The 11,884-nt window shown below is 63.1% G+C and carries 10 protein-coding genes and 2 pseudogenes; 4 read left to right on the forward strand and 8 right to left on the reverse strand.

Going from position 1 to position 11,884, the window contains the following annotated elements; genetic code table 11:
* Nucleotides 1-18: 18 nt before the first annotated feature.
* The 4 genes and pseudogenes from hutH (at nt 19) to H2O14_RS23930 (ending at nt 3,780) form a co-directional block, all read left to right on the forward strand.
* Nucleotides 19-1,526 (forward strand): annotated as a pseudogene (gene hutH / locus H2O14_RS23915) (histidine ammonia-lyase).
* Between the two features lie 30 nt (nt 1,527-1,556).
* The gene (hutU, locus tag H2O14_RS23920) at nt 1,557-3,233 is read left to right on the forward strand and encodes a urocanate hydratase (RefSeq protein WP_182829852.1); all 1,677 of its coding nucleotides are present in this window, start codon (nt 1,557-1,559) and stop codon (nt 3,231-3,233) included.
* Nucleotides 3,233-3,631: a HutD family protein gene (locus tag H2O14_RS23925; RefSeq protein ID WP_182829853.1), complete on the forward strand. Its 399-nt coding sequence runs from the start codon at nt 3,233-3,235 to the stop codon at nt 3,629-3,631. The genes hutU and H2O14_RS23925 overlap by 1 nt, the downstream gene beginning before the upstream one ends.
* Nucleotides 3,613-3,780, forward strand: a complete 168-nt coding sequence (locus H2O14_RS23930) for a hypothetical protein (RefSeq protein ID WP_182829854.1) — start codon at nt 3,613-3,615, stop codon at nt 3,778-3,780. Before H2O14_RS23925 ends, H2O14_RS23930 begins: the two co-directional genes overlap by 19 nt.
* 84 nt (nt 3,781-3,864) lie before the next feature.
* Here H2O14_RS23930 and H2O14_RS28070 read toward each other — a convergent pair whose 3' ends face one another.
* From H2O14_RS28070 to H2O14_RS23970, 8 genes and pseudogenes are all read right to left on the reverse strand, one after another.
* Nucleotides 3,865-4,437, reverse strand: coding sequence for an NUDIX domain-containing protein (locus H2O14_RS28070; RefSeq protein WP_312858712.1), 573 nt, complete (start codon nt 4,435-4,437; stop codon nt 3,865-3,867).
* Nucleotides 4,438-4,518: 81 nt separating this feature from the next.
* Entirely contained in the window at nt 4,519-6,093 is a 1,575-nt protein-coding gene (locus H2O14_RS23940) for an FGGY-family carbohydrate kinase (RefSeq protein ID WP_182829856.1), read from the reverse strand.
* Nucleotides 6,086-6,802 (reverse strand): HAD family hydrolase, encoded by a 717-nt coding sequence (locus tag H2O14_RS23945; protein ID WP_312858713.1) that lies wholly within the window; start codon nt 6,800-6,802, stop codon nt 6,086-6,088. The genes H2O14_RS23940 and H2O14_RS23945 overlap by 8 nt, the downstream gene beginning before the upstream one ends.
* Nucleotides 6,799-8,280, reverse strand: coding sequence for a mannitol dehydrogenase family protein (locus tag H2O14_RS23950; protein ID WP_182829857.1), 1,482 nt, complete (start codon nt 8,278-8,280; stop codon nt 6,799-6,801). Before H2O14_RS23950 ends, H2O14_RS23945 begins: the two co-directional genes overlap by 4 nt.
* Before the next feature lie 31 nt (nt 8,281-8,311).
* Complete coding sequence (locus H2O14_RS23955; RefSeq protein WP_182829858.1) at nt 8,312-9,085, reverse strand: L-iditol 2-dehydrogenase; 774 nt, start codon at nt 9,083-9,085, stop codon at nt 8,312-8,314.
* A pseudogene (locus tag H2O14_RS23960) lies at nt 9,082-10,085 on the reverse strand (ABC transporter ATP-binding protein). Before H2O14_RS23960 ends, H2O14_RS23955 begins: the two are co-directional and overlap by 4 nt.
* A 21-nt stretch (nt 10,086-10,106) precedes the next feature.
* Nucleotides 10,107-10,931 (reverse strand): carbohydrate ABC transporter permease, encoded by an 825-nt coding sequence (locus H2O14_RS23965; RefSeq protein ID WP_182829859.1) that lies wholly within the window; start codon nt 10,929-10,931, stop codon nt 10,107-10,109.
* Between the two features lie 10 nt (nt 10,932-10,941).
* Nucleotides 10,942-11,814, reverse strand: a complete 873-nt coding sequence (locus tag H2O14_RS23970; RefSeq protein WP_182829860.1) for a carbohydrate ABC transporter permease — start codon at nt 11,812-11,814, stop codon at nt 10,942-10,944.
* Nucleotides 11,815-11,884: the final 70 nt, after the last annotated feature.

Consider the following 11,884-nt stretch of genomic DNA (forward strand, 5'->3'; position numbering starts at 1 on the left):
ACGCTCCATCCCGGCTCCGTGCCGCTCACTGACCTCGAAACGATTTTCTGGTCCTCCGAACCAGCGCGCCTCGACCGCTCTTTCGACGCTGCGATCGAGAAGGCCGCTGGGCGGATCGCAGAAATCGCCGCCGGCAACGAGCCCGTCTACGGCGTCAATACCGGCTTCGGCAAACTCGCCTCGATCAAGATCGACAGCGCCGATCTCGCCACCCTGCAGCGCAATCTCATCCTGTCGCATTGCTGCGGCGTCGGCGCCCGCTCGCAGACAATATCGTCCGCCTCATCATGGCGCTCAAGCTGATCTCGCTCGGCCGCGGGCGCTCCGGCGTTCGGCTGGAGCTCGTCCGCCTGATCGAAGGCATGCTGGAAAAGGGCGTCACGCCGGTCATTCCGGAAAAAGGCTCGGTCGGCGCTTCCGGCGATCTCGCCCCGCTGGCGCATATGGCGGCGGCCATGATCGGCGAGGGCGAAGCTTTTTACGAAGGTGTGCGGATGCCGGCCGCCGAAGCTCTGGCGAAAGTCGGACTGGAGCCGGTGGTGCTTTCCGCCAAAGAGGGACTAGCGCTCATCAACGGCACGCAGACCTCGACGGCGCTGGCGCTTGCCGGTCTGTTCCGCGCTCATCGCGCCGCACGCTCCGCGTTGATCACCGGCGCTCTGTCGACCGACGCCGCCATGGGCTCGTCGGCGCCGTTCCATCCCGATATACACACGCTGCGTGGCCATAAGGGCCAGATCGATGCGGCGACCGCGCTCCGTTCGCTGTTGGCGGGATCTGAAATCCGCGAAAGCCATCTCGATGGCGACGAGCGGGTGCAGGATCCCTATTGCATCCGTTGCCAGCCGCAGGTCGACGGCGCATGCCTAGATCTCCTGCGCATGGCGGCCCGCACGCTCGAAATCGAAGCCAATGCGGTCACCGACAATCCGCTGGTGCTGTCGGACAGTTCGGTCGTCTCTGGCGGCAACTTCCATGCCGAGCCTGTGGCCTTCGCGGCTGACCAGATCGCCATTGCGATCTGCGAGATCGGCGCCATCGCCCAGCGCCGCATCGCGCTTCTGGTCGATCCGGCGCTGTCCTACGGACTGCCGGCCTTTCTCGCCAAGAAGCCGGGTCTCAATTCCGGCCTGATGATCGCCGAAGTCACGTCCGCCGCATTGATGAGCGAAAACAAGCAAATGTCGCATCCTGCGTCCGTGGATTCGACGCCGACCTCGGCCAATCAGGAAGATCACGTGTCGATGGCCTGCCATGGCGCGCGCCGCCTGTTGCAGATGACCGACAATCTCAACGCCATCGTCGGCATCGAGGCTTTGACGGCGGTTCAGGGCGTTGAATTCCGCGCGCCGTTGCGCACCAGTCCCGAACTCGAAAAAGCCATGGCCGCCGTTCGCACTGTGGTGCCGACGCTCGAAGTCGACCGCTACATGGCCGGCGATCTCGACGCCGCTTCGCGGCTCATCGCCGAGGGCGGGCTCACCGATAGCATCTCGCCCGGCCTGTTGCCGCGGCTCGAAAGCTGATTTTCAAGAACACGAACAGAGGGAACAGACATGACCGCCAATCCCCGCCACAATATCCGCGACGTCCGCGCCGCCACCGGCACTGAACTGACCGCCAAGAGCTGGATGACCGAAGCGCCGCTGCGCATGTTGATGAACAATCTCGACCCCGACGTCGCCGAACGGCCGCATGATCTGGTGGTCTATGGCGGCATCGGCCGCGCCGCCCGCACCTGGGACGACTTCGACAAGATCGTCGCGACGCTCCGGGATCTGAACGAGGACGAAACGCTGCTGGTGCAGTCCGGCAAACCCGTGGGTGTGTTCCGCACGCATAAGGATGCGCCGCGCGTGCTGATCGCCAACTCCAATCTCGTGCCGCATTGGGCGACCTGGGATCATTTCAACGAGCTCGATAAGCGCGGCCTGGCCATGTATGGCCAGATGACGGCGGGCTCCTGGATCTATATCGGCACCCAGGGCATCGTCCAAGGCACGTATGAAACCTTCGTCGAAGCCGGCCGCCAGCATTACGACGGCAATCTGACGGGCAAGTGGATCCTCACCGGCGGCCTTGGCGGCATGGGCGGCGCCCAGCCGCTCGCCGCCGTCATGGCCGGCGCCTGCTGCCTGGCGGTGGAATGCGACGAGACCCGCGTCGACTTCCGGCTTCGCACCCGTTATCTCGACGCCAAGGCGCACACCCTTGATGAAGCTCTGGCGCTGATCGACCAGTGGACGAAGGCGGGTGAAGCCAAGTCCGTGGGCCTGATCGGCAACGCCGCCGATATTTTCCCCGAACTCGTGCGTCGCGGCGTTCGCCCCGATATCGTCACCGACCAGACCTCCGCCCATGATCCGATCAACGGCTATCTTCCCGCCGGTTGGACGGTCGCCGAATGGCGAGCCAAGCAGGAGAGCGATCCCAAAGCCGTCGAGAAGGCCGCGCGCGCTTCGATGAAGGTGCATGTCCAGGCCATGGTCGATTTCTGGAACATGGGTGTGCCGACGCTGGATTACGGCAATAATATCCGTCAGGTCGCCAAGGACGAAGGGCTCGAAAACGCCTTCGCCTTTCCGGGTTTCGTGCCCGCCTATATCCGTCCGCTGTTTTGCCGCGGCATTGGCCCGTTCCGCTGGGCGGCCCTGTCGGGCGATCCGGAGGACATCTTCAAGACCGACGCCAAGGTGAAGGAACTCCTGCCGGACAACAAGCATCTGCATAACTGGCTGGACATGGCGCGTGAGCGCATTTCCTTCCAGGGTCTGCCGGCGCGCATCTGCTGGGTGGGCCTGGGCGATCGCCATAAGCTCGGCCTCGCTTTCAATGAAATGGTGCGCAACGGCGAACTCAAGGCGCCCGTCGTCATCGGCCGCGATCATCTCGATTCCGGCTCGGTCGCCTCGCCCAATCGCGAGACGGAAGCCATGAAGGACGGCTCGGACGCCGTGTCGGACTGGCCGCTGCTCAACGCGCTCCTGAATTGCGCGTCTGGCGCGACCTGGGTGTCGCTGCATCACGGCGGCGGCGTCGGCATGGGGTATTCCCAGCACTCGGGCATGGTCATCTGCGCCGACGGCACGGATGATGCGGCGCGCCGGCTGGAGCGTGTTCTCTGGAACGACCCGGCCACCGGCGTCATGCGTCACGCCGACGCCGGCTACGACATCGCGCTCGATTGCGCCAGCGACAAGGGCCTTCGCCTGCCGGGCATTCTGGGCAACTGATGCGCATCCTCCGGCGGGACGATTATCGCAAAATGCCGTGGAAGAACGGCAAGGGCGTGACCGAAGAGGTCGCGTCCTTTCCCGACGGCGCAGGGCTCGACGCGTTCATCTGGCGGCTCTCGATCGCGCATGTGGCGGAGGATGGATCTTTTTCGGTCTTTCCAGGCATAGACCGCACCATCACGCTGCTTTCGGGTGACGGCATGACGCTCGATTTGCCTGAAGAAAGCGTTGAGCTTCATGTTTCTGGCGACCCATTCACGTTTTCCGGCGACCTGGCGATATCCAGCCGAAATCGTGGCGGACCGACAGCCGACTTCAATGTGATGACGCGCCGTGGCGTCGCGGTCCACCGCGTTTTGAAACGCCCTGCGGGGGCGTGGAGGCGGCGGAGCTGACATTCCTCGTCGTTCTGTGCGGCGACGTGGCGGCGGCGGGTCGGCGACTGTCGCAATGGGACGTCGTCCGCCTCGAGAAAGGCGAGTCCTTGCGTGTGGACGGCGACGGGACGTTGCTCGAGATCGAGATTGCCCTGGCTGAGATCTGAGCTTCGGCGCGACGATGAACGTCGGCGCCGAGGCGGTCGATCCTAAGGCCTGAGAACCTCCCGCCAAGCGGTTTATCCTGGCGATCAAGCCAGCGAAGCGATCAGGCTCTTCAGTTCCGGCTCCTGCACGCGGCGGGCTGCTTCCAGAAGCGGGGTCCATTCCGCAATTCGCATCCCGGTCTCGGAAAAGAACTCCGCGCATTTTTCCACGAAGACGCAGTGAACGGTGACCAGGCAGACTACCCCTTCCTTCTGCTTGACGTAGATATAGCGGCCGAGCGGCTTGTTTTGCACCGCGCCGGACACACCGGCTTCTTCGAAGGCCTCGCGGGCCGCGGCCTCGCCGGTGTTTTCCTTTTCTCGACCGCGCCCTTGGGCAGCACCCAGCGCCTGGAATCGCGGCTGGTCACCAGCAGGACCTCGGACCCGCCGTCGACGTCGCGTCGCAGGCAGAGGGCCGCGGCCTGTTCGACGAGCCGGCCGGCGCGGATTTCGCGCGTCCATGGGGCGAGGGTGGAGAGATAGCTTTGCACTCGGGTCCTTGCGCTGGATGTCTAGGCAATTAGACAAGGCAGGCTTAGCCCGATGACGCCGCCTCTCGCAATAAAAACTTCGGTTCGAGATGGACGGCGTTCGCTCGCTGCGACGAAACGGCATGGGTGGGAAGATCGGCGACGTTATACGATGCGGCGCCAAGTCAAGGCCTGCAGTCGCCTTTCCACGCGTCGCAGGTGGAGGTCAGCCGTAGAGCGCCGTCAGTTCCGCCTGATGACGTTTCATGATCTGATAGGCCGCATAATCGCGCTCGTGCAGGCGCGCCGCATCCGGATCGGGCGACACGGCGCGTCTGCCCGGATTGAAGGACACCGCTTTCCCCGCGGCCTTACGAGCCAGGCCAGAAGCACGTATTGCGTGCAAAGCGCAACCATACAGAACGGAATCCCGGGTGGTGTCGGTGACGACGGTTCTGCCGGTGACATTGGCGTAGAGCGCGGGGATCAGCGGATGGCTCGCGAAACCGCCGGCCATCAGCAGGGTTTCAATATCGCCGGCGCCCGGCATGTTGGACAGGCTGTCGCGGATCGAACAGGCGAGACCGACGCAGGCCCGCCAGAACAGTTTGCACAGTCCGTCGAAGCTTTCATCGAGCGTCAAGCCCGCCAGGATACCGGTCAAGTGGGGGTCGGTGACAGGCGAGCGCGCGCCGTGGAAATCAGGCAGAACGGTCAAAGGGGCGCCGTAGGCCGGGCCTTCGACCGCAAGCCGTTCGGCGATGGCGTCGAACAACGTCATCGGGGAAGGCGGCGAGGCGCTTCGACCGGCAGGGTGAAGCCGGATGAGGTGATCGAGCAGAGCACCGGACGCGGATTGGCCGGCTTCCATCAACCAGAGATCCGGCAAGGCGACATCGTGAAATCCGCCCCAGCAACCGACCTTCGTCTCTGCGATGCGATCGAAGCGGATCACGCAACTGGACGTCCCGGCGATCAGCGCGGCCTTTCGATCATAATCGCCGCCTTCGGAAACGAAGGCCCCGATCGCCCCGGCATAGGCGTCGATCAGGCCAGGGGCGACGAGGCAATCTGGACTCAGAAGGAGGTCGTCGGCGGCCGCCTCGCTCAATGGTGCGACGACCTGGCCGAGCGGCGTCGACCTTTCGGGAATTCCTGCCTTGTCCGCCAGGTCGGACAGGCCGATGCGATCGTAGAAATCATCGGGCCGGGCGCCGGGCGCGACGGGTTCGTAGCCCCACTTGGCGGCGAGCGGCGAGTGCGAACGCGCGTTTGATCCGGTGGCGCGCCAGGTGAGATAATCGCAGAGATCGAAAATGTTGCCGGCTCGCGCCCAGGCTTCGGGTAGGTGTCGCTTCATCCAAAGCAGTTTAGGGGCCTGCATTTCCGGGGAAAGACGGCCGCCGAAGCGCGAGACGACGGGATTGTCCGCGATCGAGCATTCGTCCGATTCCGTTCGGGCGCGATGATCCATCCACAGCATCGTGTCGAATGATCCTTTACCCGAGGCTGAAATCGAGATCGGCGCGCCGCCCTTGTCGCGGGCGACCAGCGAACAGGTCGCGTCGAAGCCGATCGCCACGATCGCGTCGGCGGGTAAACCGGAGGTTTGACGCGCTTCGCGGACAGAGCGGCACACCGCCGACCAGATCTCGTCGCTGTTCTGCTCGTAGTGGAGCGGCTGTGGTCGGTGAAGCCCGATGCGCGTCACGGCTCGCGCCAATTGCCGTCCGTCGATATCGAACACGCCAGCGCGCGCGCTGCCGGTGCCCACATCCACCGCGATGACATGTTCACCCATCAATGCCGTCTTTCGCTCTCCTCACCCGCTCGGCAAGTTGCAGCAAATCGGCCATCGCGTCAAATCGCTGGTCGGGTTCGAGAGCCTTGATGGCGGCATGATAGGTCTCGCTGCTCGCATGCGATCCGCCGGAGAAGGCGAAGACCGTCATGCCGGCCGCCCGCGCCGCCTGAACGCCGGCGGGACTGTCCTCGATCACGATGCTGCGTTCGGGGGAAAAGCCGAGCCGCGCGGCGGCGTGCAGAAAAAGATCCGGCGCCGGTTTACCCCGAGACACCATGGTGGCGCTGAAGATGCGGGGGCTGAACCGGCTATGAAGCCCCGTGACTTCCAGGCTTTTGGCGATCCGCTCCGGCTGGCTCGAAGAGGCGACGCAATAGAAGAAGCCGGCCGAGGCCAGATCGTCGAGCGTATCGGCCATATCCGGAATCGGCTGCAATTCCTGCTCGAAGCGAACGAACAGCCGTTTCCGCATCTTGTCGGGAAAATCTTCCGGCAGAGCGACGCCGAATTCCTGCCGGATCAGCGCCGTCATCGAGGAGAGACTGCGCCCCAGGAAACGATCGGAGATCGAGTCGGCGTCGAGCGCAACGCCTTCCTCGGCCAGCATGGCGCGCAGCACATCCAGCGCGATCGGCTCGCTGTCGACGAGCACCCCGTCGCAATCGAAGATGATGAGCCAATCGCCGCCGTTGTTCTGTGTCGTCACCCGCCAAGCGTCCCGTCAAGATAGGCGCGCAAAGTCGCCGCCGTGCCTCGGTCCCGCAAACTAGCGAGCGCCTGGCCGAAGCGGGCGACGAATTGCGGGTTCACACCCACATCGCCGAAAATATCGCCGAGCGCAAGGAAGGCTTTCGGGTCTTGGCGTGACGCGAGCGCGGCTGCCTGCAATCTCTCGGCGCTCGCATCGTTGAACGCGATGGGTTTGCCGCTGTCGGAGACGCCTTCGAAATACCGGCACCACAGCGCCGACACCAGCGCCAGACCGACGACGTCGAGGCCCTTGGCGAGGCGATCGCTGGTGGATGGCAGGATGAATTTCGGCTGACGGTTGGATCCGTCCTGGGCGAGCCGCGGAATGGTGTCGCCGATCTTGGGATTGGCGAAGCGACGTTCGATCAGGTCGAAATAGTCGTTGAGGCTGGTGTTCGGCACCGGAGGAACGACTGGAATGATCTCGTCATGCTCGAGCTTGGCGAGGAAGGCGCGGATCAGCTCGTCTTCCATCGATTCATGAACGAAATGAATATCCATGAGCGCGGCGGGATAGGCGATCGCCGCATGGCCGCCATTGAGGATGCGCAGCTTCATCAGTTCGTAAGGGGCGACGTCCGGCACGAAGGTCGCGCCGACGTCTTCGAAATCAGGTCTCCCGAGCGGGAAGTTGTCTTCCATGACCCATTGCTTGAATTCTTCGCAGAATACCGGCCAACCGTCCTCGATTCCATAGGCGTCGCGGGCGATTTCGATCTCGCGCTGTCCCGTCGCCGGCGTGATACGGTCGACCATGGAGTTCGGGAAGGCGACATTGTCGTGGATCCAGTGGGCGAAATCCGGATCGGAAAGCTTGGCGAGGCCAGTGACGGTCGCTTCGGTCACTTCGCCATTGCCCGGGATGTTGTCGCAGCACATCACCGTGAAAGGCGCGTTTCCTGCGTCGCGTCGGGCCTTCAGTCCGGCGATGATCAGGCCGAACACGGTCTTGGGATGCTCGGGATCGGCGGCGTCGGCGACGATCGCCGGATGCTCCGGGTCGAACTTGCCGGTGGCGGGATCGATGAAATAGCCGCCTTCGGTGATGGTCATCGACACGATGCGGATCTTCGGATCGGCGAGCGTGTCGATGATGCGGTCGAAGTCGGGCGCGGTGATGATGTCGATCATCGGGCCGGTGATGGTGGCGGCCGAGCGGTTGACGTCCTGCTCGACGACGGTGGTGAGATAATCCTGGGCTTGAAGGGTCGCCTTCATCTTGGCGTCGGAAGCCATGACGCCCGCGCCGATGATGGCGAAATCATGGGCTTTGCCCTCGTTCATCAACTCATGCAGGTAAACGGCCAGATGAGCGCGATGGAAATTGCCCACGCCGAAATGCACGATGCCGGCCGAGAGATCGTCGCGCCGGTAGCGGGGAACGCTGGCTTTGGCGGACAGCGCTTCGAGATTGGCGAGCGAGAGTTTGGTCATGGGCAGTCTCCGATCCTGGGGTCTGGGAGCCTCAGCTCATCCAGTTGCCGCCATCGACGTTGTAGGTTTGGGCGACGATGTAGTCGGCCTCGGCGGAGGCGAGAAACACGGCCATGCCCGTCAGGTCCTCGGCGCGGCCCATGCGCCCGAAAGGCACGGCCTCGCCGACGAGTTTCTTCTTCTCGCCCAGCGGGCGATTTTCATGCTTGGCGAACAGGGCGTCGACGCCGTCCCAATGTTCGCCGTCCACCACGCCGGGGGCGATGGCGTTGACGTTGATGCCGTATTTGATCAGGTCGAGACCGGCCGACTGGGTGAGCGAGATGATTGCCGCCTTGGTGGCGCAGTAGACCGCAACCAGCGCTTCGCCTCGGCGGCCGGCCTGGCTGGCCATATTGATGATCTTGCCGCCTTTGCCGCGCGTGATCATCGATTTGGCCGCCGCCTGCATCGTAAACAGCGATCCTGCGACATTGATCGAGAACAGCGTATCGTAGCTCTGGCGGGTGATTTCCACGATCGGCGCGAGATCGAAGAGCGCGGCGTTGTTGACGAGAATGTCGAGGCCGCCGGTCTTTTCTTCGACCGCGGCGATCGCTGCGTCGATCGAGGTCTGGTCGGTGACGTCCATGCGGACGGCGTAGGCCGAAGCGCCGAGCTCCGACGCCGTCTGCTGCGCGCGTTCGAGGTTGATGTCGGCGATCGCCACCGTCGCGCCTTCGCGGATATAGGCTTCGGCGAAGACGCGGCCGATGCCGCGCGCAGAGCCGGTGATCAGCGCCGATTTTCCGTCAAGCCTGCTCATCGGACGGCCATCCCCTTGTCGTTGAAGCGATGAATGCGTTTGTCGTCCGGCGTCAGATACACCTCATGACCATGCCGGAACGTGGTGTCGCCATCGGCGCGAACCGTCAGGCTGCCGGCTTCTTCGGTGTGGATATGGAGGAACGTGTCCGAGCCCAGATGTTCGGTGACGCCGACCTTGCCCTTCCAAAGACCTTCGGTCGAAGACAGCCGGACATGTTCCGGTCGAATGCCGATCGTATGCGCGCCATGCCCGGAGCGGCCGCTGCGCCGGTGACGAAATTCATGCGCGGCGAACCGATGAAGCCGGCGACGAACAGATTGTCGGGACGGTTGTAGAGATCCATCGGCGAGCCGACTTGCTCGATATTGCCGGCCTGCAGCACGACGATCTTGTCGGCCATGGTCATCGCCTCGACCTGGTCGTGGGTGACATAGATCATGGTGGCGCCGAGCTGCTGGTGCAGTTCGGAGATTTCCAGGCGCATCGAGCCGCGAAGCGCTGCGTCGAGGTTCGAGAGCGGTTCGTCGAACAGGAAGGCCGAGGGTTCGCGCACGATAGCGCGGCCGATGGCGACGCGCTGACGCTGGCCGCCCGACAGCTGGCCGGGCCGCCGCTCGAGATAGTTGGTGAGGTTGAGAATGCGCGCGGCGTCCTTGACCTTCTTGTCGATGGCTTCGGGCGCCATGCCCGCCATTTTCAGCGGGAATGCGATGTTCTTATAGACGCTCATATGCGGATAGAGCGCGTAAGACTGGAACACCATGGCGAGCCCGCGTTTGGCGGGCGGCGTCTTGGTGACATCCTTTCCGTCGATCTCGATATGACCGGAACTGGTGTCCTCGAGACCGGCGATCAGCCGGAGAAGCGTGGACTTGCCGCAGCCCGAGGGGCCGACGAAGACGACGAATTCGCCGTTTTCGATGGAGAGATCGATGCTCGGAATGACCGTGGTCGCGCCGAATGACTTGTTGACCTTCTTGAGTTGGATCGTGCCCATCGTTGTTTCTCCCCTTGTCTCTTATTTCACCGCGCCGAAGGTCAGGCCGCGCACCAATTGCTTCTGCGAGAACCATCCCATGATCAGGATGGGGGCGATGGCGAGGGTCGAAGCCGCCGAGAGCTTCGCCCAGAACAGGCCCTGCGGGCTCGAAAACGAGGCGATGAAGGCGGTCAGCGGCGCGGCGTTGGTGGTGGTCAGTCGGATCGACCAGAAGCTTTCGTTCCAGGCCAGGATGATGTTGAGCAGCATGGTCGAGGCGATGCCCGGCACCGCCATCGGCGTCAGCACATGCACGATCTCACCCCATAGCGTCGCCCCGTCCATGCGGGCGGCCTCGAGGATCTCGCCCGGGATTTCACGAAAGTAGGTATAGAGCATCCAGACGACGATCGGCAGGTTGATCAGCATCAGCATGATGGTCAGGCCGATGCGGCTGTCGAGCAGGCCGAAATCGCGGAACAGCAGGTAGATCGGCACCAGCACGGCGACCGCCGGCATCATCTTGGTGGAGAGCATCCACATCAGGATGTCCTTGGTCTTGCTGGTCGGCGCGAAGGCCATCGACCAGGCGGCGGGAACCGCCACCAGCAGAGCCAGGATCGTCGATCCGACCGACAGGATCACCGAATTCATGAACGGCTTGAAATAATCCCGCTGGGTCTGGACCTCGATATAGTTTTCGAAAGTCCCGGAGGGGATGAGGCTGAAGCCCTGGATCGCTTCGCTCTCCGTCTTGATCGAAGTGATCAGCGTGTAGAGGATGGGAAAGAAGATCAACAACGCGACCGACCAGGCGGCGACGGTGAAGAAGGCTTTGCGGCGGGTCGAAACGGCGCGGGCCATGGGTCTCTCCTTACTTGTCCAGGTTCTTGCCGACGGCGCGCATCAGGAAGAAGGCGACGATGTTGGCGAGGATGACGGCGATGATGCCGCCCGCGGATGCTCCGCCCACGTCATAGCCCAGCAGCGCGGTGCGGTAGATCAGGAAGGCGATATTGGTGGAGGCGTAGCCGGGGCCGCCATTCGTGGTGACCAGAATTTCCGCATAGACGCCGAGCAGGAAGATCGTCTGGATGAGAATGACGACCGTGATGGCGCGCGAAAGATGCGGCACGACCAGATAGATGAAGCGGCTCCATATGCCGGCGCCGTCCATTTCGGCGGCTTCCTTCTGCTCGCCGTCGAGCGACTGCAGCGCGGTCAGGAGAATGAGCGTCGAGAAAGGCAGCCATTGCCAGGCGACGATGACTATGATCGAAAACAGCGGATACTGGGCGAACCAGTCGACAGGCTGAAAGCCGAGCGCGCGGTTGATGTCGGCGAGAACGCCGTAGCCGGGATGCATGATCATGTTCTTCCACACCAGCGCCGCGACCGGCGGCATGACGAAGAAGGGCGATATGACCATGATGCGGACAAAGCCCTGGCCCCACATGTCCTGGTCGAGGAGCAGGGCGATGAGCACGCCGCCGATCACTGTGATCAACAGGACGCCGCCGACCAGCACCAGCGTGTTGTAGATCGACTGGAAGAAGGCGGGATCGGTATAGAAGAAGCGATAGTTGAACAATCCGGCAAAACTCACATTGCCTGGGTTCAACAGATTGTAGTTCTGGAACGAGAACCACAGCGTCATCGCCAGTGGCACAATCATCCAGATCAACAGCAGCCCCACTGATGGAGCCATCATTGCGCGCGCGAGCGTTCTCGTCTGTTGCGTCGCCATCGTTTCCTCCCCTGCGCAGCGGTATGGTGAATTGTCGAGACAATAGATGTCGCGCTTGGGCGCGGAATGA

Source organism: Rhizobium sp. G21 (assembly GCF_014158035.1).
In the GTDB taxonomy this organism is placed as follows: Bacteria; Pseudomonadota; Alphaproteobacteria; order Rhizobiales; family Rhizobiaceae; genus Rhizobium_E.

Coding starts and splice junctions, on each gene's coding strand:
- hutU (WP_182829852.1), top strand. CDS start 1,557: ATGACCGCCAATCCCCGCCACAATATCCGCGACGTCCGCGCCGCCACC.
- H2O14_RS23925 (WP_182829853.1), top strand. CDS start 3,233: ATGCGCATCCTCCGGCGGGACGATTATCGCAAAATGCCGTGGAAGAAC.
- H2O14_RS28070 (WP_312858712.1), bottom strand. CDS start 4,437: ATGCCGTTTCGTCGCAGCGAGCGAACGCCGTCCATCTCGAACCGAAGT.
- H2O14_RS23940 (WP_182829856.1), bottom strand. CDS start 6,093: ATGGGTGAACATGTCATCGCGGTGGATGTGGGCACCGGCAGCGCGCGC.
- H2O14_RS23950 (WP_182829857.1), bottom strand. CDS start 8,280: ATGACCAAACTCTCGCTCGCCAATCTCGAAGCGCTGTCCGCCAAAGCC.
- H2O14_RS23955 (WP_182829858.1), bottom strand. CDS start 9,085: ATGAGCAGGCTTGACGGAAAATCGGCGCTGATCACCGGCTCTGCGCGC.
- H2O14_RS23965 (WP_182829859.1), bottom strand. CDS start 10,931: ATGGCCCGCGCCGTTTCGACCCGCCGCAAAGCCTTCTTCACCGTCGCC.
- H2O14_RS23970 (WP_182829860.1), bottom strand. CDS start 11,814: ATGGCGACGCAACAGACGAGAACGCTCGCGCGCGCAATGATGGCTCCA.